Source organism: Actinosynnema pretiosum (assembly GCF_024171695.1).
GTDB lineage: Bacteria > Actinomycetota > Actinomycetes > Mycobacteriales > Pseudonocardiaceae > Actinosynnema > Actinosynnema pretiosum.
Genome location: NZ_JAMTCF010000027.1, coordinates 12,500 through 38,195, shown reverse-complemented (window position 1 = coordinate 38,195; position 25,696 = coordinate 12,500). Strand labels below are relative to the sequence as shown.

The 25,696-nt window shown below is 74.0% G+C and carries 22 protein-coding genes; 10 read left to right on the top strand and 12 right to left on the bottom strand.

Translation table 11 applies throughout. The annotated features are described in order from the left end of the window. Positions 1-3: 3 nt before the first annotated feature. From LV78_RS36855 to LV78_RS36845, 3 genes are all read right to left on the bottom strand, one after another. The gene (locus LV78_RS36855) at positions 4-1,332 is read right to left on the bottom strand and encodes a maltokinase N-terminal cap-like domain-containing protein (protein WP_253850787.1); all 1,329 of its coding nucleotides are present in this window, start codon (positions 1,330-1,332) and stop codon (positions 4-6) included. A 6-nt stretch (positions 1,333-1,338) separates the two neighbouring features. Continuing rightward, positions 1,339-3,153: a maltose alpha-D-glucosyltransferase gene (gene treS, locus LV78_RS36850; RefSeq protein WP_015804765.1), complete on the bottom strand. Its 1,815-nt coding sequence runs from the start codon at positions 3,151-3,153 to the stop codon at positions 1,339-1,341. Positions 3,154-3,245: 92 nt separating this feature from the next. Continuing rightward, on the bottom strand, positions 3,246-5,225 hold the full coding sequence (locus tag LV78_RS36845) for a maltotransferase domain-containing protein (protein ID WP_253850786.1): 1,980 nt from the start codon (positions 5,223-5,225) through the stop codon (positions 3,246-3,248). An 897-nt stretch (positions 5,226-6,122) separates the two neighbouring features. Between LV78_RS36845 and glgP the strand changes: the two genes are divergently transcribed. Then, positions 6,123-8,642: an alpha-glucan family phosphorylase gene (glgP, locus tag LV78_RS36840; protein ID WP_253850784.1), complete on the top strand. Its 2,520-nt coding sequence runs from the start codon at positions 6,123-6,125 to the stop codon at positions 8,640-8,642. A 112-nt stretch (positions 8,643-8,754) separates the two neighbouring features. Here glgP and LV78_RS36835 read toward each other — a convergent pair whose 3' ends face one another. The 5 genes from LV78_RS36835 to glgX form a co-directional block, all read right to left on the bottom strand. Then, positions 8,755-9,867, bottom strand: a complete 1,113-nt coding sequence (locus LV78_RS36835; RefSeq protein WP_253850782.1) for a hypothetical protein — start codon at positions 9,865-9,867, stop codon at positions 8,755-8,757. A gap of 119 nt (positions 9,868-9,986) precedes the next feature. Continuing rightward, complete coding sequence (locus LV78_RS36830) at positions 9,987-10,466, bottom strand: rhodanese-like domain-containing protein (RefSeq protein WP_253850905.1); 480 nt, start codon at positions 10,464-10,466, stop codon at positions 9,987-9,989. A 125-nt stretch (positions 10,467-10,591) separates the two neighbouring features. Then, positions 10,592-11,197 carry a cysteine dioxygenase gene (locus LV78_RS36825; RefSeq protein ID WP_253850780.1) on the bottom strand — a complete coding sequence of 202 codons (606 nt, stop codon included), beginning with the start codon at positions 11,195-11,197 and terminating at the stop codon, positions 10,592-10,594. A 103-nt stretch (positions 11,198-11,300) separates the two neighbouring features. Further along, entirely contained in the window at positions 11,301-11,435 is a 135-nt protein-coding gene (locus LV78_RS41325; protein ID WP_301308070.1) for a hypothetical protein, read from the bottom strand. A gap of 150 nt (positions 11,436-11,585) precedes the next feature. Beyond that, the gene (gene glgX, locus LV78_RS36820) at positions 11,586-13,691 is read right to left on the bottom strand and encodes a glycogen debranching protein GlgX (protein ID WP_253850779.1); all 2,106 of its coding nucleotides are present in this window, start codon (positions 13,689-13,691) and stop codon (positions 11,586-11,588) included. A 221-nt stretch (positions 13,692-13,912) separates the two neighbouring features. On the opposite strand from glgX, the gene LV78_RS36815 reads away from it, so the two are divergent. The 5 genes from LV78_RS36815 to LV78_RS36795 all read left to right on the top strand — a co-directional run bounded on the left by LV78_RS36815 (position 13,913) and on the right by LV78_RS36795 (position 17,982). Continuing rightward, positions 13,913-14,692, top strand: a complete 780-nt coding sequence (locus tag LV78_RS36815; protein ID WP_253850904.1) for an ABC transporter ATP-binding protein — start codon at positions 13,913-13,915, stop codon at positions 14,690-14,692. 127 nt (positions 14,693-14,819) lie between these two features. Next, the gene (locus LV78_RS36810; protein WP_253850777.1) at positions 14,820-15,599 is read left to right on the top strand and encodes an enoyl-CoA hydratase/isomerase family protein; all 780 of its coding nucleotides are present in this window, start codon (positions 14,820-14,822) and stop codon (positions 15,597-15,599) included. Beyond that, positions 15,589-16,584, top strand: a complete 996-nt coding sequence (locus LV78_RS36805) for a class I SAM-dependent methyltransferase (protein WP_253850775.1) — start codon at positions 15,589-15,591, stop codon at positions 16,582-16,584. The genes LV78_RS36810 and LV78_RS36805 overlap by 11 nt, the downstream gene beginning before the upstream one ends. A 2-nt stretch (positions 16,585-16,586) precedes the next feature. After that, positions 16,587-17,738: a THUMP-like domain-containing protein gene (locus tag LV78_RS36800; protein WP_253850774.1), complete on the top strand. Its 1,152-nt coding sequence runs from the start codon at positions 16,587-16,589 to the stop codon at positions 17,736-17,738. A gap of 40 nt (positions 17,739-17,778) precedes the next feature. After that, positions 17,779-17,982, top strand: coding sequence for a hypothetical protein (locus LV78_RS36795; RefSeq protein ID WP_253850772.1), 204 nt, complete (start codon positions 17,779-17,781; stop codon positions 17,980-17,982). Positions 17,983-17,986: 4 nt separating this feature from the next. Here LV78_RS36795 and LV78_RS36790 read toward each other — a convergent pair whose 3' ends face one another. Beyond that, positions 17,987-18,919, bottom strand: a complete 933-nt coding sequence (locus tag LV78_RS36790; protein WP_253850770.1) for a nucleoside hydrolase — start codon at positions 18,917-18,919, stop codon at positions 17,987-17,989. A 71-nt stretch (positions 18,920-18,990) separates the two neighbouring features. Here LV78_RS36790 and LV78_RS36785 point away from each other — a divergent pair, with 71 nt between their 5' ends. The 3 genes from LV78_RS36785 to LV78_RS36775 all read left to right on the top strand — a co-directional run bounded on the left by LV78_RS36785 (position 18,991) and on the right by LV78_RS36775 (position 20,806). Continuing rightward, positions 18,991-19,737: an acyltransferase gene (locus LV78_RS36785; RefSeq protein WP_253850768.1), complete on the top strand. Its 747-nt coding sequence runs from the start codon at positions 18,991-18,993 to the stop codon at positions 19,735-19,737. 11 nt (positions 19,738-19,748) lie between these two features. Then, positions 19,749-20,180, top strand: a complete 432-nt coding sequence (locus LV78_RS36780) for a protein-tyrosine phosphatase family protein (protein WP_253850767.1) — start codon at positions 19,749-19,751, stop codon at positions 20,178-20,180. A 344-nt stretch (positions 20,181-20,524) separates the two neighbouring features. Next, positions 20,525-20,806, top strand: a complete 282-nt coding sequence (locus tag LV78_RS36775; RefSeq protein WP_253850765.1) for a hypothetical protein — start codon at positions 20,525-20,527, stop codon at positions 20,804-20,806. 32 nt (positions 20,807-20,838) lie between these two features. Here the strand turns inward: LV78_RS36775 and LV78_RS36770 are convergent, their stop codons facing one another. From LV78_RS36770 to LV78_RS36760, 3 genes are all read right to left on the bottom strand, one after another. Continuing rightward, entirely contained in the window at positions 20,839-22,092 is a 1,254-nt protein-coding gene (locus LV78_RS36770; protein WP_253850762.1) for a glycosyltransferase family 4 protein, read from the bottom strand. A gap of 157 nt (positions 22,093-22,249) precedes the next feature. Further along, entirely contained in the window at positions 22,250-23,779 is a 1,530-nt protein-coding gene (locus LV78_RS36765) for a 1,4-alpha-glucan branching protein domain-containing protein (protein WP_253850761.1), read from the bottom strand. Continuing rightward, positions 23,776-24,522 carry a class I SAM-dependent methyltransferase gene (locus LV78_RS36760; protein ID WP_253850760.1) on the bottom strand — a complete coding sequence of 249 codons (747 nt, stop codon included), beginning with the start codon at positions 24,520-24,522 and terminating at the stop codon, positions 23,776-23,778. The genes LV78_RS36765 and LV78_RS36760 overlap by 4 nt, the downstream gene beginning before the upstream one ends. Positions 24,523-24,909: 387 nt before the next feature. On the opposite strand from LV78_RS36760, the gene LV78_RS36755 reads away from it, so the two are divergent. After that, positions 24,910-25,686 (top strand): OmpA family protein, encoded by a 777-nt coding sequence (locus LV78_RS36755; RefSeq protein ID WP_253850758.1) that lies wholly within the window; start codon positions 24,910-24,912, stop codon positions 25,684-25,686. Positions 25,687-25,696: the final 10 nt, after the last annotated feature.

Here is a 25,696-nt window from a genome sequence, read left to right as displayed (position 1 = left end):
CGCTCACGCTCCTTCTCCGGTGATCCGGGCGATCGACGACAGCGGAACCGTCAACCACTCCGGTCGGTTGGCATGCTCGTAGGCGACCTCGTAGACCGCCTTGTCCAGCTCGAACGCCCGCAGCAGCGGGCCGCGCTCGCGCGGGTCGCCCACGGCCGCCGCCGAGGCCTCCGCGTAGCCCTCGGTGAACGCGGCCCGGTTGCGCCGCGACCACTCCAGCGCGCGCCTGGTCAGCTGCTCGTCCTCCGGCTGCCCGACCAGCAGCTGGTGCGCCGCGTAGTCGAACGACCTCAGCATCCCCGCCACGTCCCGCAGCGGCGAGCGCAGCGCGGTCCGCTCCGCCAGCGGCGCGCCCGGCTCGCCCTCGAAGTCGATGACCAGCCAGCCGTGCACGGTCCGCAGCACCTGACCGAGGTGCAGGTCACCGTGGATGTGCTGGATCGCGATCGCGCCGGGGGTGTCCCGCGCCTGGTCGAACGCCTCGCGCAGGGACGGCGCGTACTGCTCCAGCTCCGGCACCGAGCCCAGCACCAGGTCCAGCCTGGCGTGCATGGCCCGCACCGAGCGCTCGATGTCGTCGGCGTCCGCGACCTGGGCGCCCAGCGCGCGCTCCAGGTCCGCGTGCACCCGCGCCACGGCCGCGCCCAGCCTGCTCGCCTCGCCCGCGAAGTCCCCGCCCACCTCGTTCGGGTGCAGGTCCCCCTCGGCCATCAGGTCGCGCACGCTCGTGGTGGCCATGGCCCAGCCGTCCACCGCGTCCGGGAGGAACTGCTGGAGCATCCCGAACGTGGTGCGCTCGCCCTTCACCTCGCCGCTGATCGACCCGAGCGGCCGGGCGATGTGCTCGCAGCCCACCTCGTGCAGCGCCCGCTGGAGCACCAGGTCCGGGTTCTCGCCCAGGGTGAGCTTGCGGAACAGCTTGAGGATGCACTGGCTGCCGAACACCACCGAGGTGTTCGACTGCTCCGAGGTGATCGGCCTGCCGCGCAGCCCCTCCGGCACCTCGACGCCCGGCTCGGTCCGGAACTCCAGGCCCTCGACGGTGTCGCCGCGCGCGATCCCGTCCAGCAGCAGCCCGGTCAGCTCGGCGTCACCGGTGGCCTCGAAGCCCTCCAGCCGGTCGCTCACCACCAGCTGGTACGGGTCCAGCCGGTCGGCCTGCTCGACCTCCACGACCAGGTGCACCAGCAGCGGGTCCTGGGAGAGCACGGTGCTGCGCAGCGGGCGCACCGCGTCCACCGGGCGGTCCTTGCCGCCGAACCAGCGCTGCGCGGGCAGCCAGCCGGTCAGCTCGGCGACCACCTTGTCCACCAGCTCCTGCGGTTGCGTCACGTCGCGTCACCTGCTGCTTTCGCCGTCGTCGCCCGCAGCCACGAGCTGGAACCAGTAGAAGCCGTGCCCCGGCAGGGTGAGCAGGTAGGACAGCTCGCCGATCTGCGGGAACCGCACCCCGCCGGTCAGCTCGACCGGCCGCAGCCCCCGGTGCTCGCCCAGGTCCAGCTCCACCGGCTGGGGGAACCGGGACAGGTTGTTCACGCACAGCACGATGTCCTCCTGGCCGTCCGGCCGCGCCCAGCGCCGCCGGTAGGCCAGCACGCTCGGGTTCGAGCCGCCCAGGTCGTCGAAGTCGCCCTCCGCGAAGGCGTGGTGCTGCTTGCGGATCTCGATCATCCGCCGGGTCCAGTTCAGCAGCGAGGACTGGTTGTTCAGCTGCGCCTCGACGTTGAGCGCCTGGTAGCCGTACACCGGGTCCATGATCACCGGCAGGTACAGCCGGCCGGGGTCGCAGCCGGAGAAGCCGGCGTTCCTGTCGGGCGTCCACTGCATCGGGGTGCGCACGCCGTCGCGGTCGCCCAGCCAGATGTTGTCGCCCATGCCGATCTCGTCGCCGTAGTACAGCACCGGCGAGCCCGGCAGCGACAGCAGCATCGCCGTGAACAGCTCCTGCTGGTTCCGGTCGTTCTCCAGCAGCGGCGCCAGCCTGCGGCGGATGCCGATGTTCGCCTTCATCCGCGGATCCTTGGCGTACTCCGCGTACATGTAGTCGCGCTCCTCGTCGGTGACCATCTCCAAGGTCAGCTCGTCGTGGTTGCGCAGGAAGATGCCCCACTGGGAGCCGTCCGGGATGCTCGGCGTCTGGGCCAGGATCTCCGAGATCGGGAAGCGGGACTCGCGGCGCACCGCCATGAAGATGCGCGGCATCAGCGGGAAGTGGAACGCCATGTGGCACTCGTCGCCGCCCACCTCGGGGTCGCCGAAGTACTCCACCACGTCCGCGGGCCACTGGTTCGCCTCGGCCAGCAGCACCCGGCCGGGGTACTCGTCGTCGACGACCTTGCGGCAGCGCTTGAGGAAGTCGTGCGTGCGCGGCAGGTTCTCGCAGTTCGTGCCCTCCTGCTCGAACAGGTAGGGCACGGCGTCCAGGCGGAACCCGTCGATGCCCAGGTCCAGCCAGAACCGCAGGATGTCGAGCATCGCCTCCTGCACGTCCGGGTTCTCGAAGTTGAGGTCCGGCTGGTGCGAGAAGAACCGGTGCCAGAAGAACTGGCCGCGCACCGGGTCGTAGGTCCAGTTCGAGGACTCGGTGTCCACGAAGATGACGCGCGCGTCCGCGTAGCGCGAGTCGTCGTCGCTCCACACGTAGTACTCGCCGTACGGGCCGTCCGGCTCGGCGCGCGACTGCTGGAACCACGGGTGCGCGTCCGAGGTGTGGTTGAGCACCAGGTCGGTGATCACCCGGATGCCCCTGCGGTGCGCCTCGTCCAGCAGGTACACGAAGTCGTCGACGGTGCCGAACTCCGGCAGCACCGCCCGGAAGTCGCTGATGTCGTAGCCGCCGTCGCGCAGCGGCGAGGCGTAGAACGGCGGCAGCCAGAGGCAGTCGACGCCGAGCCACTCCAGGTAGTCCAGCCGCGAGGCCAGACCCCTCAGGTCGCCGGTGCCGTCCCCGTTCGAGTCGGAGAAGGCGCGCACCAGCACCTCGTAGAACACCGCGCCCTTGTACCAGGCCTGGTCGCGCGGCACCTCCCTGGCCGATTTGAAGTCCTCGGCCTGGGGTTCGACCAGCAGGCCGTCGGCACCGATGGCCTCACCGGTGTGCGGGATGCCGTCCAGACCGAGTGCCGCGTCGGGTCGGGGTTCCTCGTCGTGCATGATGCTCCACCTCGTCCCACCTCATCGGGGGTACGCTCGACCGCCCCCCGCGTTCCGCGCGACGCGGGGGGTACTGCGCTAACCGGTGATCGCTAGCCCGCGAACCTGCGCTGCACGGCGACGATGTGCGCCGTCGCCCGCCAGGGTTCGAGCTTCACGTAGTTGGCCTGACCCCAGTCCCACGTCTCGCCGGTGACCTCGTCGTGCGCGATGAGGCGCTCGTGCCAGTCGATGCCGAGAGCGGGCAGGTCGAGCCGGATGGTCCCCTCCTGGGCCCCGTTCGGGTCCAGGCTGACCACCACGACGATCGTGTCACCGGTGGCCGGGTCCTGCTTGGAGTAGGCGATCAGGGCCGGGTTGTCGACCTCGTGGAACCGCAGCGTCCGCATCTGGCGCAGCGCCGGGTGCGCCCGCCTGATGCCGTTCAGCTTGCGCAGCCACGGTTCCAGCGACCGGCCCTCGGCCACCGCCGCCGCGTAGTCGCGCGGCCGGAGCTGGAACTTCTCCGTGTTCAGGTACTCCTCGCTGCCCGGCTTGAGCGCCTGGTGCTCGAACAGCTCGTAGCCGGAGTACACGCCCCAGGTGGGCGACAGCGTGGCCGCCAGCGCCGCGCGCAGCGCGAACGTGGCGGGCCCGCCGTGCTGGAGCGACTCGTGCAGGATGTCCGGCGTGTTGACGAACAGGTTCGGCCTGGCCTCGTCCCAGTGCGCGAGGTGGTCCAGCGCGAACTCGGTCAGCTCGTCCTTCGAGGTGCGCCAGGTGAAGTAGGTGTACGACTGGGTGAACCCGAGCTTGGCCAGCCCGTAGAGCCGCGCCGGGCGGGTGAACGCCTCGGCCAGGAACAGCACGTCCGGGTGCCGGTCCTTCACGGTCCAGATCAGCCACGCCCAGAAGTCCGGCGGCTTGGTGTGCGGGTTGTCGACCCGGAACACCTTCACCCCCAGGCCGACCCAGTGCAGCACGACCCTGAGCACCTCGTTGTAGATGCCCTGCGGGTCGTTGTCGAAGTTGACCGGGTAGATGTCCTGGTACTTCTTCGGCGGGTTCTCGGCGTAGGCGATCGTGCCGTCCGGCCGGGTGGTGAACCACTCCGGGTGCTTGAGCACCCACGGGTGGTCGGGCGCGGCCTGGAGCGCGAGGTCGAGCGCGACCTCCATGTCCAGCTCGGCGGCGCGCGCCACGAACGCCTTGAAGTCGTCCTCGGTGCCCAGCTCGGGGTGGATCGCGTCGTGCCCGCCCTCGTCCGAGCCGATCGCCCACGGCGAGCCGCAGTCGTCCTCGGTGGCGGTCAGCGCGTTGTTGGGGCCCTTGCGGTTGACCCGGCCGATCGGGTGGATCGGAGGCAGGTACACCACGTCGAAGCCCATCGCGGCCACCCGGTCCAGCTCGCGCGCGGCGGTCACGAACGTGCCGTGCACGGGGACGCCGGACTCGTCGACGCCGCCGGTGGAGCGCGGGAAGAACTCGTACCAGGAGCCGAACGCGGCCCGCTCCCGGTCCACCCACACCCGGTGCTGCTTGCCCTTGGTGACCAGCTCCCGCACCGGGTGCTCGTGCATCACCCGCCGGACGTCCCCCGCCAGTGCCGGCGCGACGCGCTCGGTGAGCGGGCGGCCCTCGTCGCGCAGCGCGGCGGCGGCGTTGGCCAGCAGCGGCTTCTCGCGGCGCCGGTCCGGCCTGCGGGAGACCCGGTCGAGCAGCCGCGCGCCGGTCTCCAGGTCGTTCGCCAGCTCGTCGGGGCCCTGCCCGGCGGCGACCTTGACCTCCACCGCGTGCAGCCAGGTCGACCACGGGTCGCTCCAGGCGTCGACGCGGAAGGTCCAGGCGCCGGTGGTGTCGGGGGCGATCACGGCGGCCCAGCGGTCCAGCCCGATCCCCTCCGGGGACATCCTGGTCTGTCTGGCGACGCGGTCCTCGGGACCGCGCCACACGACGGTGGCCGCCACGGCGTCGTGGCCCTCGCGCCACACCGTGGCGCGGACCGGGACGTGCTCGCCGACCACGGCCTTCGCCGGGTAGCGCCCGCAGCTCACCGCTGGGGAGACGTCGTCGACACCGAGTCGTCCGCTCATCGGCAGCGCCCCTCTCGCCTGGATGTGACGCGCCCCCGCGCTGCGCCGCAGCGCGGGACCACGAACCGCAGCACCGCGACCCCGCGCTGCGGCTCAGTTGGTGTGGTTCTTCGGTCTTGCCCGTGCCCGTGTTGCCCGTCTTGCCCGAGCCCCGCCAAGTCTGCACTCCTCGAACGAGGCGCTCATCGGCGGGACTCCTGTGCATTACTACCCGGTGCGGATCGATCACACACTCGGCGATCGGGTGCATCTCGTGATCCGCGCCTCAGTCTCGCTGTTCCGGGTGGCCGCCGGATCACGGCGGGGTGAACGGTTTCCTTCATCGGCGCGTCGCCCGGTCCACAGTGGAGGCGGGGCGATCACCGCACCGGTGCGGTGATCGGCGTGACGGTCCCCCGGCGGGCGGGGGCGTTGCGGGGGCTGGCGATCCGGCGCGCGCACCTGGCGCTTCCGGGGCGTCGGCGCGGGCGCTCCGGCGGCGGGGCCTCCGGCGGGCGTCCTCCTCGGCGCGCCGAGCCCGCGCGAGGTCCGCCCTGACGGGTGAGCGGCGTTCGGTCGGACGGTCGAGCGCCGGGGGCGTCGAGTCCACTGTGGAGCCTCCTGCGGTCGGGGCGCGGCCGGGTGACCGTCCTCTTGGGACGGACCGGCGCGCCGGGTGCGCGCGCCACCCGGACGGCCGACCCCGCGCGGGGGTCGACCCGCCCGGCGCTCGCGGAGCGCGACCCACCCGGAGGGTCTGGTCCGTCCGGGCGAAAGCCCTTCCGGGGGTGACGGTGACCGCCGGTTTGCGGAAAGCTGGACCGGGAGGCGTTACCGCTGGTAGCGCTGGATCGTTCACTGCATCGGTTCGGGTGACCATTGCCCGACACCGCTGGATGGGGGATAAGGTCCGACGCCATGCGAGCACTACGCCGGTTCACCGTCCGAGCCAGCCTCCCCGAGCCGCTGGCGGCACTCGGCACCCTCGCCACCAACCTGCGCTGGACCTGGCACCAGCCCACGCAGGACCTCCTCGCCTCGATCGACCCGGTGCTCTGGTCCGAGAGTGGGGACCCGCTGCGCGTCCTGTCGACGGCATCGCCCGATCGGCTGGAATCGCTGAGCAGGGACGAGGAGTTCCTCGGTCGCCTGCGCGCCGCCGCCGGTGACCTCGACCGCTACCTGACCGACGACCGCTGGTTCCAGCGGCGGCGCGCCGAGCAGCGCGCCGCCGGGAACGGCCAGGCCCCGCTGCCGTCCGCGATCGCCTACTTCTCCATGGAGTTCGGCGTCACCGAGGCGCTGCCCAACTACTCCGGCGGCCTCGGCGTGCTGGCGGGCGACCACCTCAAGGCGGCCTCCGACCTGGGCGTCCCGCTCATCGCGGTCGGCCTGCTCTACCACTCCGGGTACTTCCGGCAGTCGCTGTCCCTCGACGGCTGGCAGGTCGAGCACTACCCGGTGCTCGACCCGCGCGCCCTGCCGCTGGAGCTGGTCACCGAGCGCTCCGGCGCCCCCGTGCTGGTCCACGTGACCATGCCCGGCGGCCGGGTGCTGCGCGCCAAGGTGTGGAAGGCGCAGGTCGGCCGGGTGCCGCTGCTGCTGCTCGACTCCGACGTCGAGGACAACGACGAGGACCTGCGCGGCGTCACCGACCGCCTCTACGGCGGCGACCAGGACCACCGCATCCGCCAGGAGATCCTCGCGGGCATCGGCGGCGTGCGCGCCGTGCGGGCCTTCTGCGAGGCCACCGACCACCCCCGCCCCGAGGTGTTCCACACCAACGAGGGCCACGCCGGGTTCCTGGGCCTCGAGCGCGTCCGCGAGCTGGTCACCGGCGACGGGCTGGACTTCGACCAGGCCCTCGCCGCCGTCCGCGCGGGCACCGTCTTCACCACGCACACCCCCGTCCCGGCGGGCATCGACCGGTTCCCGGTCGACCTCGTGCAGCACTACTTCGGCGACGAGGAGCTGCTGCCGGGCGTGAGCACCCAGCGGGTCCTCGCGCTGGGCGCCGAGGAGAACCCCGGCCTGTTCAACATGGCCCACATGGGGCTGCGGCTGGCGCAGCGCGCCAACGGCGTGTCCAAGCTGCACGGCACGGTCAGCCGGGACATGTTCCGCGGCCTGTGGCCGGGCTTCGACACCGCCGAGGTGCCGATCGGCTCGGTCACCAACGGCGTGCACGGCCCCACCTGGGCGGACGCCCGGATGAGCGCCGTGGTCGAGGGCGCGGAGATCTCCGACGAGGAGCTGTGGGAGCTGCGCGGGCACCTGCGCGGCAAGCTGGTCGACGAGGTGCGGCGGCGCACCAGGGCGTCGTGGTTGCAGCGCGGGGCGTCCGCGCTGGAGCTGGGCTGGACCGACGACGTGTTCGACCCGGACGTGCTCACCGTCGGCTTCGCCCGGCGGGTGCCCACCTACAAGCGGCTCACCCTCATGCTGCGCGACCCCGAACGTTTGCGCTCGATGCTGCTGCACCCGGAGCGGCCGGTGCAGCTGGTCGTGGCGGGCAAGTCGCACCCGGCCGACGACGGCGGCAAGGCGCTCATCCAGCAGATCGTGCGGTTCGCCGACGACGCGGGCGTGCGCCACCGCATCGTGTTCCTGCCGGACTACGACATGTCGATGGCCCGGTTCCTCTACTGGGGTTGCGACGTCTGGCTGAACAACCCGATGCGCCCGCTGGAGGCGTGCGGCACGTCCGGCATGAAGTCGGCGCTCAACGGCGGCCTGAACCTGTCGATCCGCGACGGCTGGTGGGACGAGCTGTACGACGGGTCCAACGGCTGGGCCATCCCCACGGCGGACGGCGTCGGCGACCCGACCAGGCGCGACGACCTGGAGGCGACGGCGCTCTACGAGCTGCTGGGCAACCAGGTCGCGCCGCTGTTCTACGACCGGTCCGACGGGGTGCCGCGCGGGTGGCTGGCGATGGTCAGGCACACCCTGGCCTCGCTCGGGCCGTCGGTGCAGGCGTCCCGGATGGTGCGGGAGTACGTGGAGGAGCTGTACGCGCCCGCCGCCGGGTCGGCCGAGGCCGTGGTCGGCGACGGGTACCGGGGCGCGAAGGAGCTGTCGGCGTACCGGCAGCGGCTGCGGGCGTCGTGGGCGCGGGTGCGGGTGCTCGACTCGGAGATCCGGCTGGGCGAGGGCACCCCGGTGCTGGGCGCGCCGGTCTCGGTGCGGGCGCGGGTGGACCTGGCCGGGCTGGAGCCGGGCGAGGTGGACGTGCAGGCGGTGCTGGGGCGGGTCGGCGACGGCGACGAGCTGGTCGACGCGGTGTCCACGCCGATGCGGCACGCGGGCGGCGAGGAGTACGAGGTCGACCTGTCCCTGCCGCACGCGGGCGGGGTCGGGTACACGGTGCGGGTGCTGCCCAGGCACGACCTGCTGGCCTCGCGGGCCGAGCTGGGGCGCGTGGTGCTGGCTGGGTAGTCGTCTTGGGGTGACGGGCGGGCGTCCGACCTCGGGGTCGGGCGCCCGTTCGCCGTTGTGCGGGCGGTGGGGCGGTGCCGGTGCCGGTCGCGGTTGTGGGCGCCGGTGCCGGTCAGGCGATGTTCAGCCGGGCCGAGGTCTCGGCGACCCTCGGCGACCAGCCCGCCAGCTGCTCGGCCTCGGCGAGCGCCTCGCGGGCCGCGGCGTTGTCGCCCGCCGCCATGTGCGCCCTCGCCACCGAGGCGAGCGCGTCGGCGCGGGACAGCGAGCTCTCGCTCAGCTCGGCGGCCTGGCGGGCCATCAGCAGGGCGTTCTCGGTGTCCCCCGCGATCAGGGACAGCTGGGCGACGATGCCGCTGCACCGGTACGACGGGTAGCCCAGCTGGATCGCGCCGTCGAGCGCCCGCTGCGCCGCGCCGAGGCCGACCTCGGCGGGCAGCACGCCCGCCTCGACGGCGTTCGCCGTGGTGCTCGCCATCTCGGCCATCAGGAACGCCATGTCGCGCTGGTTCAGGTCCTGGCGGCCCACCAGGGCGCTGACCAGCTTCAACGCCTCCGCGTGCTTGCCGCGCAGGGTGAGCACGCCGGTCTTCGAGCCGATCGCGACCAGCAGGTCCGGGTGCGCGGCCACCAGCTCGTCGGCGATGCGCTCGGCCTCGTCCAGGTCGCCGGACTCCAGCGCGACGACCGCCCGGTTGACCGCCGGGGTGGCCTCCAGCTCGGCCAGCGGCCTTCCGGACAGCCTCGGCAGGGCGAACAGGAACCACCCCATCGAGGTCAGTCCCGCGCCCCGGCGCGGGACGAGCGCGTTGACCAGCACCGCCGTGCCCGCGACGGCGAACCCGCGCGCCAGCGGGTTCGAGGCGGCGAACCAGGCCGCGACGACGGCGGCTGCGGTGAGCAGGACGGCGGTGAGGGCGGTGCCCCACAGGCGCGGGCGGACGGGGGACTTCACCGAGGTCAGGATGACGGTGAACAGCACCGGGATGCTGCGCAGCACCACCCGGCGGCCCGCGCCGCTCCAGGTCCTCACCTCGGAGCCGACGCCGATGGTCAGCTGGGACACCCGGACGGACAGCAGCGCCGCGCCGATCACCTGCCCCAGCGCGATGAGCCCCAGGCAGGCGAGCACGCCCAGCACCGCGCCCAGCAGGGCCAGGGGGTAGCCGGACAGGCCCCAGAGCAGGAGCGTCAGGGGGACCAGGGCGGTCAGCAGCTTCCACACGGTGTGCGGACGCTACCCGCTCCCGGCGGCATCGGTAACCCGAACGTGTGAGTAGCTCGACAGCGGGCGGTGAACCGGCGGCGAACGGGTGGTCCGGCGGTCCGATCGGGCGGGTGCGGTCAGCGGACCGGGTCGGTGGGGCCCGGTCGCACCGGCAGACCGGCCGCCGCGTAGCCCCGGAAGCCGCCCGCCAGGTCGGTGGCCAGCGGCAGGCCCAGCTCGCGCAGGTCGCGGGCGGCCAGCGAGGAGGCGTAGCCCTCGTTGCAGACGACGACCACGCGGGTCGCGGCGGTGAAGCCGGGCAGCCGGAACTCGCCGAACGGGTCCAGCCGCCACTCCAGCACGATCCGCTCCACCGGGACCGAACCGGGGATCTCGCCCTCGGCGGCCCGGTTGTGCTCGGGGCGGATGTCGACCACCAGCACGTCGGCGCGACCTGACCCGGAGGCGTCACCGGGGGCGGTCGCGTCACCGGACCCGGTCGCGTCACCGGGGGCGTCCCCCAGCAGCTCGTGCAGGCGCTGCGGGGACAGGCGGTCCAGGCCCTCCCGAGCCCGTGCCAACCGCCCGTCCAGCGCGCTCGCGCCGCCCGGTCCCACTCCACCCGGACCGACTCCGCCCGGCTCGGCGCCCTCCACCCCTGCGCCCTCCACCCCTGCGCCCTCCACCCCTGCGCCCTCCACACGTGCGCTCTCCGCACGCGCGGCGCGCGGTTCTCCCTCGGTCACGGGCCCTCCAGGTCGGCCAGCTCGCGCAGCCGGTCCAGCGGGAGCCGGTGCGCGGGCAGGGGCGGGATGGTGGTCGGGATGTCCCACAGGCTCCGGTAGTCGCGGGTCGGCACCAGCGGGGGCGAGTACGCGTGCACGCTCGCCGCGTTCGCCTCCGACGTGTTCCGCACCTGGTGCGCCCGGCCCGCGCCGAAGCCGAGCGCGGCGCCCGCCCGGCGGGTCGCGGTGCCCACCTGGCCGCCGGGGTGCCGGAAGTCCTCGTGCAGCTCGCCCGCCAGCACGGTGAACGAGCCCGCCGCGCCGCCGTGGTCGTGCGGCTCGGTGCCCTGGCCGGGCGCCCAGGACAGCAGCCACAGCTCGACGCCCTCGGTCAGGCCGAGCCGCGCCCACCAGCGCTGCGGGCGGGTGTACCGGACCAGGTCGGCCAGCTCGGCGCGGAAGCCCGCCGCCACGGAGGTGGTCAGCTCGCGCAGCTGCGTCGGGGTCCACAGGTCGCGGTCGGGGTGCAGCAGGGCGCGCAGGGCGTCCGCGTCGAAGCGGGGGTGCAGGTCGGCGGCGGCCTCGCCGACAGGACGGGCGGGGCGGATCCGGGTCGTGGGCATGACGGCTCCTGGGTGCCACGTTCGGGGGTGCTGACGTGGGGGAGACGCGACGCTGGGACCCGCTGCGGCGCAGCGCGGGGGCGGGTGGCGGCGAGCCGATCGCTCAGCGGCCGGGAGCGCGTCGCGTCCCGCTACAGCCGCAGGAGGCGACCAGCAGCAGGTCGACCGTGCGGTCGCTCCAGAACAGGGCCACGAACGCATCGTCGCACGTCGCGGCGTTCCACGCGGCTGCTCCCACCAGTCAGGAAAACCTCCGCCGCCGAGGTACCGCCGTCCGTGGTCCGGCGTCCGGCCGCACCCGCTGGGCCCGCCGCCCCGCCCCGCGAGACGGCGCCCGGCGGTACCGGACCGGCCCCGCGCCACCCCGGCGCCCCCCCGGACCGACCCGCTACTCCGGCACCCGCAAGAGCACCAGCGACCGCCCCATCAGCGACATCGACGCCCCCGCCTTCAACGCCTCCCCGCCCGCCTGCGGCGCCCCGTCCGGCGTGCTGGAGTCCAGCGCGGGCTCGTACCGCGTCCCGTACTCCGCCGATGGCAGCCGCACGTCCACCGCGTCCGCCGCCGCGTTCACCAGCAGCAGCCACGAGTCGTCCGACACCAGCTCGCCGTCCCTGGTCCGCGACAGGCTCGTCGACCCGTCGATCCACATCCCCAGGAACCGCCTGCCCTCGTCGAACCAGTCCGTCTCCGCCATCTCCTCGCCGTCGGCCCTGAACCACACCAGGTCCGGCTCGCCGTGCCGCCGCCCCTCGAAGAACTCCGGCTGCCGCAGCGCCGGGCTGTCCGCCCGCAGCGAGATCACCCGCCGGGTGAACGCCGTCATCGCGTCGCCCTCGGGCGTCGGCGCCCAGTCCACCCAGGACGTCTCGTCGTCCAGGCAGTAGGCGTTGTTGTTCCCGCCCTGCGTGCGCCACAGCTCGTCGCCCGCCGTGAGCATCGGCGTGCCGGTGGACAGCAGCAGCACCGCCAGCAGGTTCCTGGCCTGCCGCGCCCGCAGCGCGAGCACCGCCGGGTTGTCGGTCTCGCCCTCGACGCCGCAGTTCCAGGACCGGTTGTCGTCGGTGCCGTCCCGGTTGTCCTCGCCGTTGGCCTCGTTGTGCTTGTGGTTGTACGAGACCAGGTCGCGCAGGGTGAACCCGTCGTGCGCGGTGACGAAGTTGATCGACTGCCAGGGCCGCCGCAGGTCGTCCGCGTACAGGTCGGAGGACCCGGACAGCCGGTAGGCCAGGTCGCGCACCCCGGTCGACCCGCGCCAGAAGTCCCGCACGGTGTCCCGGTACCGCCCGTTCCACTCCGCCCACTGCACGCCGAAGTCGCCCACCCGGTAGCCGTCGCCGGTGGCGTCCCACGGCTCGGCGATCAGCTTGCAGGTCGACAGCACCGGGTCCGAGGTGATCGCGGTCAGCATCGCCGACGACCGGTCGAACCAGCCGCCGCCGGGCCTGCCGAGCGTGGACGCCAGGTCGAACCGGAACCCGTCCACGCCCATCTCGGTGGTCCAGTACCGCAGCGAGTCGGTGACCATCCGCACCACCTGCGGCGACCCGGCCTCCAGGGTGTTGCCGCAGCCGGTGATGTCGAGCGTGCTGCCGCCGTCGGTGTGCAGGTAGTAGCCGGGCGCGTCGAACCCCCGGTAGGACAGCGTCGGGCCGTCCGGGCCGCCCTCGCAGGTGTGGTTGAACACCACGTCCATGATCACTTCGATGCCGACCGCGTGCAGCGCCGCGACCATCGTGCGGAACTCCTCGACCTCCTCGCCGGGCACCGACGCGTAGTCCGGGTGCGGCGCGAAGTACGACAGCGGCGTGTACCCCCAGTAGTTGCGCCTGCCCGCTCGGGTGAGGCCCTGCTCGTCGATGAACGCGTGCACCGGCAGCAGCTCCACCGACGTCACGCCCAGCCGCACCAGGTGCTCCACGGCCGCCGGGTGGGCGAGCCCCAGGTAGGTGCCGCGCAGCTTCGGCGGGACGTCCGGGTGCAGCTTCGTGAACCCGCGCACGTGCAGCTCGTACAGCACCGCCTCCTCGAACGGCACCTCCGGCTTCGGCCCGGTGTCCGGCCCGCCGGGCGAGGCCACCACGGACAGCGGCGCGGACCCCAGCGAGTCCACCGCGGACGGCGCCCCGAGCATCGGGTCGCCCGCGTAGCCGAGCACCGCGTCCAGGTCGGTCACCTTGCCGGTGATCCGCCGCGCGTACGGGTCCACGAGCAGCTTGGCCGGGTTGCAGCGCAGGCCCCTGGACGGGTCGTACGGGCCGTGCACCCGGTAGCCGTAGCGCTGGCCGGGGGTGACGCCGGGGATCAGGCCGTGCCAGACGCCGAACGTCCGCTCGGTCAGCTCCACCCTGCGCTCGGACCCGTCGTCGTCGACCAGGCACACCTCGACGGCGTGAGCCGGGGGCGCGGACACGGCGAAGCGGACCCCGCCCGCCTCCGGGTGGGCCCCCAGGGGGAACGGGCGGCCCGCGAGCACGATGGGTTCGGCAGCCATGCGTCGATGGTCGCAGGATTTGATCGTTTCGGCTGGCCCGGAACGGCGGCGGAACGCGCTCGCGCGGGCACGATCAGCCACTTCGCCGGTGATCCCGGTCACCGCCACCCGGATGGGCTCCCCCCGCTGTTCGGCGCGCGGCCCGCTTTCCACGAGAATGGGGGTGGCGTTGGTGTCTGGCGAGGCGGGGCGGCGTGGAGAACGAGGATCTGGTCATCGACATGCGGGGCGTGTCGGTCCGGCGCGGGCAGGCCACTCTGGTCGGCGGCGTCGAGTGGGGCGTCGAGCTGGACGAGCGCTGGGTGGTGCTCGGCCCGAACGGGGCGGGCAAGACCACCCTGCTCCGGCTGGCCAGCGCCGAGGTGCACCCCAGCGAGGGCGAGCTGAGCGTGCTGGGCGAGCGGATCGGGCGCACCGACGTGTTCGAGCTGCGCACCCGCATCGGCCTGTGCACGAACGCGCTGATGGGGCGCATCCCGCGCGACGAGAAGGCCGTCGACGTGGTGGTCAGCGCCGGGTACGCGATCATGGGCCGCTGGCGCGAGCACTACGACCGGCTGGACACCGGGCGGGCCCGCGAGCTGCTCGGCACCCTGGGCGTCGAGCACCTGTCCGATCGCGAGTTCGGCACCCTGTCCGACGGCGAGCGCAAGCGCGTGCTGATCGCCAGGGCGCTGATGACCGACCCGGAGCTGCTGCTGCTGGACGAGCCCGCCTCGGGTCTCGACCTCGGCGCCCGCGAGGACCTGGTCGCCCGGCTGTCCGAGCTGGCGCTGGACCCGGACGCGCCCGCGATGGTGCTGGTCACGCACCACGTCGAGGAGATCCCGCCGGGCTTCACGCACGCGCTGCTGCTGCGCGAGGGCGGCATCGTCGCGCAGGGCCTGCTGGAGGACGTGCTCACCGAGGACAACCTGGCGAAGACCTTCGACCAGCCGCTGGAGCTCCAGCGCGCCGGTGACCGCTACTTCGCCCGGCGCAAGGCGGGGGCTACCGAGTAGTAGCGTCGTGCTCGCGGTCCGGGCCCGACTGGCGCTCCCGCGCCTCGGGCGGCGCCCGCGCGACCGCACCCCGCGCGCCCCGGTCCCACCCGGCGGCGCGGCGCCCGAGTGAGGTCGAGGAGGACCTGTGGCTGAGTTCGCACGGCTCGAAGTCTCCGACGGGATCGGAACCATCCGGCTCGACCGGCCGCCGATGAACGCCCTCAACCGGCAGGTCCAGGAGGAGATCAGAGCCGCCGCCACCGAGGCGTCCGCGCGGGCCGACGTGCGCGCGGTGATCGTCTACGGCGGTCCGAAGGTGTTCGCGGCGGGCGCGGACATCAAGGAGATGGCCGAGCTGTCCTACGCCGAGATGGCCGAGCGCGCCGCCGGGTTCAGCTCGGCGCTGCGGGCCGTCGAGGAGATCCCGAAGCCGACCGTCGCCGCGATCACCGGCTACGCGCTCGGCGGCGGGTTCGAGCTGGCGCTGTGCGCGGACCGGCGGATCGCGGGCGACAACGCCAAGGTGGGCCAGCCGGAGATCCTGCTCGGCGTCATCCCCGGCATGGGCGGCACCCAGCGGCTGCCCCGGCTGATCGGGCCGTCCCGCGCCAAGGACCTGATCTACACCGGCCGGTTCGTCGGCGCCGAGGAGGCGCTGCGGATCGGCATGGTCGACGAGGTGGTGGCCCCGGACGACGTGCACGCCGCCGCGCTGCGGTGGGCCGGGCAGTTCACGGCAGGGCCCGCGCGGGCCTACGCCGCCGCCAAGGCCGCGATCGACGGCGGGCTGGACACCGACCTCGGCAGCGGGCTCCGGCTGGAGAGCCAGCTGTTCGCGGCGATGTTCGCCACCGAGGACCAGAAGACCGGCATGAGGTCGTTCATCGAGAACGGGCCCGGAAAGGCGAAGTTCAGTGGCAAGTGACCCCACGACCGGCACCCCCGGCGTCGAGGCCCCCCAGACCGACCCGAAGCCGCACCCGCACGCCACCGAGGACGAGGTGAAGGCCGCCTACGGCGACCCCAAGCTCGCCAACGTGCTGTACCACGACTGGGAGGCGGGGACCTACGACGAGAAGTGGTCCATCTCCTACGACGAGCGCTGCATCACCTACGCCGTGGACCGGTTCCGCGCCGTCTCCGGCGGCGAGGGGCCGTACGGGCACGCGCTGGAGCTCGGCTGCGGCACCGGTTTCTTCCTGCTGAACCTCATGCAGGGCGGGGTGATCGAGAAGGGCTCGGTGACGGACCTGTCGCCCGGCATGGTCGAGGTGGCGCTGCGCAACGCCGAGAACCTCGGGCTGGACGTGGACGGGCGGGTCGCCGACGCCGAGCGCATCCCGTACGACGACGACACGTTCGACCTCGTGGTCGGGCACGCGGTGCTGCACCACATCCCGGACGTCCCCGCCGCGATGCGCGAGGTTCTGCGGGTGCTCAAGCCCGGCGGGCGGTTCGTGTTCGCGGGCGACCCCACGAACATCGGCAACTTCTACGCGCGCAAGCTCGGGCAGCTCACCTGGTGGGCCACCACGAACCTGACCAAGGCCGTGCCGGTGCTGGGCGGCTGGCGGCGCCCGCAGGAGGAGCTGGACGAGTCCTCGCGGGCGGCGGCGCTGGAAGCCGTGGTGGACCTGCACACGTTCGACCCCGGCGAGCTGGAGAAGGTCGCGCGGGAGGCCGGGGCCGAGCAGGTCAAGGCGGTGACGGAGGAGCTGTCGGCGGCGCTGTTCGGGTGGCCGGTGCGCACCTTCGAGGCGGCCGTCCCCAGGGAGAAGCTCGGGTTCGGGTGGGCGATGTTCGCCTACCGGACGTGGCAGCGGCTGTCCTGGGTGGATGAGAACGTGCTGGCCAAGGTCCTGCCGCGCGAGGTGTTCTACAACGTGTCCGTGACGGGCCGCAAGGTCTAGTCGTGGGGTACGGCTTCAGCCTCGACGACGTGGCGTACCTGCGTTCCGACGCCGGGTGCGCCGCGCTGTCGGCGCTGTCCGGGCTGCCGCTGACCGACGCGTCCCGCTTCGCGGACGTGGCGGCGGCCCGGCGCGAGGCCGGTGAGTTCTTCGCGGCGGTGCTGGAAACGCTGCTGCTGCGCCGGAAAGCGCCGTCCAAAGTGGACTTCGCGGACGGCCTGTACACCGACGACGCGCTCCAGCAGGCCACCGCCGCGCCGGTGGCGAGGCACCGCGCGTCCCGCTTCACCGGCCCGGTGCACGACCTGACCTGCTCGATCGGCGCGGAGCTGGCGTGGTTGCCGGAGGGCTCGATCGGCTCGGACCTGGACCCGGTGCGGCTGGCGATGGCCAGGCACAACCTCGGTCCGGACGTGGGCCTGGCGCTCGCGGACGCGCTGCGCCCGGCCTCGCGCGGCGTCCCGCTGCTGGCCGACCCGGCGCGCCGCGACTCGGCCGGTCGGCGCACCTGGCGCCCGTCGGACTTCCTGCCGCCGCTGGACGGGCTCGCGCAGGCCTGCGAGGGGCGGGACCTGGCGGTGAAGTGCGCGCCGGGCGTGGACTTCGCGGTCGCCCCGTGGGCCGACGAGGTCGAGGTGGTGTCGCTGGACGGGCAGGTGCGCGAGGCGTGCCTGTGGACGCGCGGGCTGGCCACGCCGGGCGTGTCGCGGCGGGCGACCGTGCTGCGCACCGGCGGCGAGCCGTGGACCCTGACCGACGCCGAGCCCGACGACTGCCCGGTCGCGGAACCGGGGGAGTGGCTGGTGGACCCGGACGGGGCGGTCGTGCGGGCGGGGCTGGTGCGGCACTACGCGGCGCGCTTCGGGTTGGCGCAGCTGGACGAGCACATCGCCTACCTGACCGGCCCCGTGCCGCCGCCGGGGGTGCGGGCGTTCCGGGTGGTGGAGCACGGGCGGTACAGCGAGAAGGCGCTGCGGTCGGTGCTGAAGGCGCACGACGTGGGGGTGCTGGAGATCCTGGTCAGGGGCTTGGACGTGGACCCGAACCCGTTGCGGCGCAAGCTGAAGCTGATCGGGAGCGAGTCGATGGCGGTGGTGCTGACCAGGGTCGGGCGGAGCCCGGTGTACCTGCTGGCGCGGGCCGAGCGGACCTGAGGCGTGGATCTCGTGGACGGGGGGCCGCAGCGCGGACTAGGTGGACGCGGGTGAGGAGCCGCCTCCCCTGCCACCACCGGCGGAGCTGATCGACTTCGGCAGGTTGCGGGTGCGGCTGGTGGCGGTCCTGTTCGGGGTGCTGCTGCGCGTGCTCGTCGCGCCGCTCGGGCACGTCTGGACGCAGCTCCGGCCGGGCGGCGCGGTGGCGCTGATGAGCGCGCCACCCGAACCGGAAAGCCCCTGACGCCTCACCACCCGCTCAACCGCTCCGACAACCACCCCCGCAGCCCGTCCACGTCGACGTCCACCGCCACGTCCACCCGTCCCGCGTCGCGCGCGTGCAGCCGCTCGTCCACCAGCAGCGACCCGCGTCCCGGCCCGTACCCGCAGTCCACCTCCACCGGCAGCCACCGCGTGGTCAGCAACCCCGGCCGGACCGCCTCGGCCACCGCCACCGCGTCGTGCAGCGCCATCCCGTCCCACCCCAGCAGCCCCCGGTACGCCTCCCGGTAGTCCGCCGTCAGGCCCACCAGCACCCGGCCGACCTCCGAGGCCGCGCCCACCGCGTCCAGCCACGGGCCGTCCACCGAGCAGCGCATCGTCAGGTCCATCGGCACCAGCGTCGTCGGCACGTCCTCCACCACCAGCACCCGCCGCGCCGCCTCCGGGTCGCACCACGCGTTGAACTCCGCCCTCGGCGAGATGTTCCCCGCCCCGATCGCGCCGCCCATCACCACCAGGCGCGCGATCTTCGGCTTCAGCGACGGGTGCGCGGCCAGCAGCAGGGCGATGTTCGTCAGCGGGCCCACCGGGGCGATCACCACCGGGCGGTCGGACTCGTTCAGCAGGTCCGCCAGCAGCCCCACCGCGTCCCGCGCGTCCGGGGCGCCCGCCTGCGGCAGCGTGCCCGCGAAGCCGGACAGGCCGTCCGAGCCGTGCGCGCTGGACCGCGACGGCTGGGCGTGCACCAGCGGGCGGTCCGCGCCCGCGGCCACCGGGACGTCCGGGCGGCCGAGCAGGGCGAGCAGGCCGAGCGCGTTGCGGGTGGTGTGCTCCAGGCCGACGTTGCCGAAGACCGTGGTCACGCCGATCAGGTCCACCTCGGGGCTCGCCGCGGCCAGCGCGAGCGCGAAGGCGTCGTCCACGCCGGGGTCCGTGTCGATGATGAGCGGAGTCGTCACGGCGGCCATCCTGGCGGGGCGCGGCGGTGGCGCGCGAGGGCGGGGTGCGCGGGCGCGGTTAGGGTTCCGGGATGACCAGCATGTGGGGCTCGTCCGTGTGGTCGCGGTGGCGGGGATCGCGCCGCGACCCCGCCCAGGCCCGCTTCCTCACCCTCGCCTCGCTGCGCTGGGTGCTGCGGCACCGCGCCTACACCCCCTGGTACCTGGTGCGGTACTGGCGGCTGCTGAAGTTCCGCGTCGCCAACCCGCACGTGGTGCTGCGCGGCATGGTGTTCCTCGGCAAGAAGGTCGAGATCCACTGCAGGCCGGGGTTCGGCCGGTTGGAGATCGGGCGCTGGGTGCACATCGGCGACGGCAACGCCATCCGGTGCCACGAGGGGTCGCTGCGGATCGGCGACAAGGCGGTGTTCGGCAAGGACAACACGGTCAACTGCTACCTGGACGTGGAGATCGGGGCCGCCACGCTCGTCGCGGACTGGGTGTACGTCTGCGACTTCGACCACGTGACCAGCGACGTCACCCTGCCGATCAAGGACCAGGGGATCGTGAAGTCCCCGGTGCGGATCGGGCCGGACTGCTGGCTGGGCACGAAGGTCACCGTGACGCGGGGGACGCGGGTCGGGCGCGGGTGCGTGCTCGGGGCGCACGCGGTGGTGCGCGGGGACGTGCCGGACTACAAGATCGCGGTGGGCATCCCGGCGCGGGTGGTGCGGGACCGGCGGGCGGACTACGAGGCGGGGGCGGACACGCGGGCCGCCGTGGCGGACATGGCTCGGAAGGCGCGCGAGGCGCTGGAGAAGTCGCGGGCGGAGGAGTAGGAAACCTGGGCATGGTGGACTTCCCCGACGGCGCGGTGGTGTCCGGGCGCGGACTGCGCGGCGGGCCGCCCGCCGTCGAACCGGGGTACGGGCTGTACCTGGGCGGCGCGCGGCTGCGGGCGGCGCACGACGCGGTGCTGACGTGGCCGCACGCGTGGGTGGACTGGCCGGACTTCTGGCTGCCGCGCGACCGGGACGCCGCGGTGCGGCTGATCCACGACCTGCACCGGCGGGCGCTGGCCGGTGAGGCGGTGGAGGTGGCGTGCGGGGGCGGGAACGGTCGCACGGGAACGGTGCTGGCGTGCCTGGCGGTGCTGTCCGGGGTGCCGCGCGGGGAGGCGGTGGCGTGGACGCGGGCGCACTACCGGAAGCACGCGGTGGAGACGCCGTGGCAGAAGCGGTGGGTTCTGCGTTTCCCGGAGGCGGAGAACGGCGTTTCGTGAAGTGAATTCCGGGTGGAAGCGCTCTCACCCGCAGGATTGCGTTCCGCGCCCGGTTCGGCGGAGGTAGGAATCCGCAAGGACTCCGGCGTCGTTCCGCGCCGCCGCGACCGCTCCGGTGGTCGAGGCGTCCACCGGTTGGCGCGTTGTCGCTGGTGAGCGTGGTTGTGGGGGTGGTGTGGCCCCGGTCGCGCGCCCCCGGTTTTCCGCTCCGACGTGGAATTCCGGTGCTCCGGTGGGGATCTCCGCACCCGGTTGACCGCGTCAATATGATCCTGCTGGAAAAAGCGCCCGCCGCCCGCTCACCCCGGATCGGCGGCGCGGCGAAAAACCCGGAAGGAGGCGCCGTGGCGTTCGAGCGCGCCCTCGACGGCAGGAGCGTCGAGGACCTCGCCGCCGACCTCGCGGCCGTGCGGCGGCGGGTGGCGCGGGAGCGGGCTCGACTGGTGCTGGCCTCGTGGGTGCTCTGGCGGATCTCCGTCTGCGGGCTCGCCGTCGGGGCGGTCGGCCACCTCGTCGTCGGGGTGCGCCTGATCGGCTCCGGGGGCGACGGGGTGGTCTGCGCGCTCAGCCTCGGCGTCGCCGCGCTCTTCGCCCTCGCCGCCTGGCGGCTCGGGCGCCGGGGCTGAACCGACCCCGGCCGCACCGGGAACCCGAAGCCCTACAGGAACACGTTCCCCGTCCCGATCTTCGGCCTGCCGAGCGCCGCGCGCTCGCGCACCACCGCCGCCCGGTACACCTCGACCGTCCCCTCCGCGATGGTCCCCCAGTCGAAGTCCGTCGCCAGCCGCGCCTTCGCCGCCTTGGCCCGCCGCGTCGCCGCCGCCCGGTCGTCCAGCACCGCGCACACCGCCCGCGCCAGCGCGTCCACGTCCCCCGGCGGGAACGACAGCCCGGTCTCGCCGTCCAGCACGACCTCGCCCAGGCCGCCCGCCGTGGACGCCACCAGCGGCGCGCCCGCCGCAGCCGCCTCCAGCGCCACGATCCCGAACGGCTCGTAGCGGCTCGGCAGGACGACCGCCGCCGCCGCCGCGATCGCCGCCGCCAGCTCCCCGTCCGACAGGTGCCCGGCGAACTCCACCGCCCGCTTCACCTTGTGCTTGCGCGCCTGCTCCACCAGCCACCCGCCGTGCGTGCCCGTCCCGGCCACGACCAGCCGCGTGCCGGGGTGCCTGCGCCGCACGCGCGGCAGGGCGGCGATCAGGTCCTGCACGCCCTTCTCCCACTCCAGCCTGCCGAAGAACAGCAGCACCGGGGCCCCGTCCGGCGCGTGCCTGGCCCGCGCCGCCGCCACGTCCGCCGCGCGCACCCGCCACCGCTTCGGCTCGATCCCGTTGTGCAGCACGGTGATCCCGCCCGGCTCGACCTCGAACAGGTGCGCCACCTCGGTGCGCATCGCCGCCGAGCAGGTGATCAGCTCGTCCGCGCGGTTCGCCAGCCACCACTCCACCGAGTGCACCTGCTGGTTGAGCGTCTGCGACAGCCACCCGCTGTGCCGCCCGGCCTCGGTCGCGTGCACGGTCGCGACCAGCGGCGCCTGGGCCGCCTCGGCCAGCGCGACCGCTGGGTGCGTCACCAGCCAGTCGTGCGCGTGCACCACGTCCGGCCGCCAGCCCTCGCGCAGCAGCGCCAGCCCGGCGCGGGTCATCGCGTGCCCCATCGCGAGCACCCACGCCACCAGGTCCCGCTCGAACACCAGGTGCGCCGGGTCCTCCGCCACCCGCACCACCCGCACCCCGCCGAGCACCGCGTCCTCGGTCGGGTGCGTCACCGCGTCGGTGCCCTCGGGCTGCCTGCACAGCACCACGACCTCGTGCCCCGCCCTGACCAGCCGACCGGCCAGCGCGTGCACGTGCCTGCCCAGCCCCCCGACTACCACCGGCGGGTACTCCCACGACAGCATCAGCACGCGCATCCGGCACCCTCGCATCCTGCGGCGACCCGCATCACAACGCCCTCGCGGCCCACAACGCCCCTGCCGCCACGAAAACCCCCGCGCGCGGGCCGGAAAGCCCGCCGCCCCAAGGAATCCCACCACGAGCCCACCGGTGGAACCCGACCGGCCGCACCGGTCACAGCGCCCTCGCGTCCAGGTGCCCGAACGGCCCGGACCGCGCCCGCAGCCCCGCCGCCCGCTCCCGCGCCCGAGCGACCCGCCCGAGGTCCGCGCCGGTCCCGCCGGTCCCGTCAGCGTCGCCCCCGCCGCGCACCGCCCGCAGCTCCGCCGCCAGCTCCCGGAACCGCTCCGCGTGCTCCTTCGCCCGGTACCGCGCGTAGTCCGCCGCGCTGTCCTTGGTCACCATGAACGCCCAGTCGCTCGACAGCGACAGCAGCGCCTCCCGCACCGCCTGGTCCGCGACCGGGTCCCGCACCGCCCCGCCCAGCTCCAGCCCCAGCAGCTCCCGCTGCAGCTCGGCGTTCGCGTGCACGAAGTCCGCCACCTGCGGCCCGCTCCAGGTGTTCCAGTCCTTGCCCGCGCCCCACGACGACGGCGGCACCTCCACCGACCCCACCACGTGCCCGGCCTCGACCGCGCCGCGCAGCGTCGTCACCCGCACCCCCGCCTCGGGCAGCGCGCGCAGCACCGACTCCAGCCACAGCGGACCCTCGTGCCACCAGTGCCCGTACAGCTCGGTGTCGTACGCGGCCACCACCAGCGCCTCGCGCCCGTGCGCCGCCCGCAGCTCCCGCAGCCGCGCCACGACCGCGCCCACGAAGTCCTCGGTGTGCTCCCGCACCGCCGCCCGCGCGGCCTCCGGGTCGTACGGCCGCTTGTGCTCGGGGGCCACCTCGACCCCGGTCACCCGCGACGGCTTGAGCCCGCTGGCGTGGTCGTAGGTGTGGAAGTCCCGGTAGTCCGGGTGGCCGGGGTAGCCGATCCGCGGCGACCACACCCGGTACGACACCTCCAGGTCCCGCCCGAAGCACACCACGTCCGAGTCGCCGACCCGCCTGCCCGCCCAGGTCTCGTTCCCCAGCGACGGCCCGTCCACCAGGAACCGCCGCACGCCCGCCGCCGCGTACCCGCGCTCCATGCCCGGCGCGTACCCGCACTCCGGCGCCCAGATCCCCTCGGGCCGCGACCCGAGCCGCAGCGCGGTGTCCCGCAGCCCGGTCTCCAGCGCGAACGCCCGCAGCCGCTCGTCCAGCAGCGGTTGGAACGGGTGCGCGGCCGGTCCGCCGAGCAGCTCCACCACGCCCGAGTCGACCAGCGGGCGCAGCAGCGGGGAGAACCCGTGCCGCCAGCGGCCCTCGAACCGCTCCAGCGCCAGCGCCGACTCGCGGTGCTCGCGCGCGGCCAGCTCCGGCAGCCTCGGCGCGGCCCCGTTGGCGCGCAGCTGCCAGTTGCCGAGCCAGTCGTGGACGCCGCGCAGGCAGTACGGGTCGTCCAGCTGCGCGGCCAGCACCGGCGTGACGCCGAGGGTGAGCACGTCCCGCCTGCCCTCGGCGGCGAACCGCTCCAGCAGGTCCACCACCGGCAGGTACGAGTGCGCCCACGCCTGGTAGAGCCACTCCTCGCCGACCGGCCACGCCCCGTGGTGCGCGAGCCACGGCAGGTGGCTGTGCAGCACCAGGCAGAACGTGCCCTCGGCGCCGGTCACGGGCGGACCGCCACGGCCACCAGGTCCAGGCTGGCGTCCATCTCGTCGGGGGTGAGCTCGAAGTCGTCGGAGGTCACGCCCGCGACGGCGGCCAGCAGGTCGGCGGGCCACGGGTTGTCGTCGACCACGACCGCGACTTGGGCGTCGATGATCGACCCGCCGAACCGCTCGTCCAGCGCGCGCAGCCGGGGTCCGTGCCGCAGCCCGGTCAGCTCCTCGACCTCGAACCCGGCCCCGGTGAGCAGGTCGGCCAGCTCGGCGGGGGCCAGCTCCCTGGTGTGGAACGGGTTCAGCGGGGTGTCGCGGCCGGGGGAGAAGGTGATCCGGTTGGGCGTGGTGATCAGCAGCCTGCCGCCGGGGCGCAGCACCCGCGCGCACTCGGCCAGGAACCCCTCCTGGTCCCACAGGTGCTCGATCACCTGGAGGTTCGCCACCACGTCCACGCTGCCCGAGCGCAGCGGCAGGTCGGCGAGGTTGCCGCGCACCACGGCCAGTCCGGGGTAGGCGCGGGCGGCGTGGGCGGCGGTGTGCGCGTCGTAGTCGAGCGCGATCACCCGGTCCGCGCGGTCGGCGATGAGCGCGGCGCCGTAGCCCTCGCCGCACCCGGCCTCCAGCACGACCGCTCCGGCGCAGTGCCGCAGCAGGGCGAGGTAGGCCGCCTCGTGCCGCCGGAACCAGTAGTTCTCTGCCTCGATGCCGGGCGCGGTCCGCTCGCCGGTGAGGGGAAGGGGCTCGACGGTCACCCGTCCAGGGTAGTTGGACGTGGACTCGGCGTTACTCACCGGTAGAGCAGCGCTCTGCCGAACGGGTGTCACTAATCCGAGCGAAGGAAGTCCGGCGTATTCACAGGCGCTTGGTCCGAGCGCTTTTTTCGCCCGCTACACGTTTGACACCATCGGGTGACCTGCGGTGTGGAACTCTTGATCTTGTTGCTCTGCGTTTGCGCTGCAAACGCGGGTCGGGTGCGTCGGAACCCGCCCGTCGTGAGCCATTTTCACGTGCTGGTTCGGCCGTGGGGCCGTGGCTATCCTCGGCGAATCTTCTTGGAGTCGAGCGGGGCGGGCGATGGTTCTTCGACAGCTGCGGGTGAATCCGCGCCACCACCGCCCGAGCCTCCGGGCGGGGGCCTGATGCGCGCTCGCGGGCTGCCGCTGACGCCGCTGCTCGTGGGTCTGGTCGTGGTCCCGGCCTCGCTCACCGGCCTCGGGTTCGCCTTCGCCGACGAGGAGATCACCGGGGCGCTGCCGTTCGCCCCGCCGCGCGACCCCGCGCAGCGGACCACGACCCACCCCCTCGCCGCGCCGCCCGCCCCGCGCTCGGGCCCGTTCCCGCAGAGCGCGCCGCACGGGGTCGGGACGCCGGACCTCGGGACGGCAGGCGCCGGGACACCCGGGGTCGGGACACCTGGGTCCGGGACCACCGGCGCTGGGACGCCTGGGACCGGGACGCCTGGAACTGGGACGCACGGGGTTGGGACGCCGGACGCCGGCACGACCGGCGCCGGAACGGGCACGACCGGCGCCGGGACGGTCGCGCTGGACCACACCGGCCCGGTGGCGCAGGCGCGGCGCGAGGTCGAGCGGGTGCTCGCGGAGCACTCGGTCACCGGCGTGGAGTTCCAACCCGGCGGCGTCGAGCACGCGGGCCGGGGCGGTTCGGTGCTCGGGCTGCTCGGCGACGTGCTCGGCCGGTCGGGCGGGCTCGCGGTCACGCTCGTCGCCCACACCTGGCCGGGCGAGGCCCCCGAGGGCCAGTCCTCGGTGCTGGCGCTGCGCCGCGCGGAGGTCGTGCGGGCCGCGCTGGTCGACCGGGGCGTGCCGGTCGGGGCGATCAGGACGCGCGTCGTCGCCGACCGGGCGCACGAGGTCCCCGGCGGTGGACCGCAAGTCGACGTGCTCGTCGGGTAGGGAGTCCGGA

Coding starts and splice junctions, on each gene's coding strand:
- treS (WP_015804765.1), bottom strand. CDS start 3,153: ATGCACGACGAGGAACCCCGACCCGACGCGGCACTCGGTCTGGACGGC.
- LV78_RS36845 (WP_253850786.1), bottom strand. CDS start 5,225: ATGAGCGGACGACTCGGTGTCGACGACGTCTCCCCAGCGGTGAGCTGC.
- glgP (WP_253850784.1), top strand. CDS start 6,123: ATGCGAGCACTACGCCGGTTCACCGTCCGAGCCAGCCTCCCCGAGCCG.
- LV78_RS36825 (WP_253850780.1), bottom strand. CDS start 11,197: ATGCCCACGACCCGGATCCGCCCCGCCCGTCCTGTCGGCGAGGCCGCC.
- glgX (WP_253850779.1), bottom strand. CDS start 13,691: ATGGCTGCCGAACCCATCGTGCTCGCGGGCCGCCCGTTCCCCCTGGGG.
- LV78_RS36815 (WP_253850904.1), top strand. CDS start 13,913: ATGCGGGGCGTGTCGGTCCGGCGCGGGCAGGCCACTCTGGTCGGCGGC.
- LV78_RS36785 (WP_253850768.1), top strand. CDS start 18,991: ATGACCAGCATGTGGGGCTCGTCCGTGTGGTCGCGGTGGCGGGGATCG.
- LV78_RS36780 (WP_253850767.1), top strand. CDS start 19,749: ATGGTGGACTTCCCCGACGGCGCGGTGGTGTCCGGGCGCGGACTGCGC.
- LV78_RS36770 (WP_253850762.1), bottom strand. CDS start 22,092: ATGCGCGTGCTGATGCTGTCGTGGGAGTACCCGCCGGTGGTAGTCGGG.
- LV78_RS36755 (WP_253850758.1), top strand. CDS start 24,910: ATGCGCGCTCGCGGGCTGCCGCTGACGCCGCTGCTCGTGGGTCTGGTC.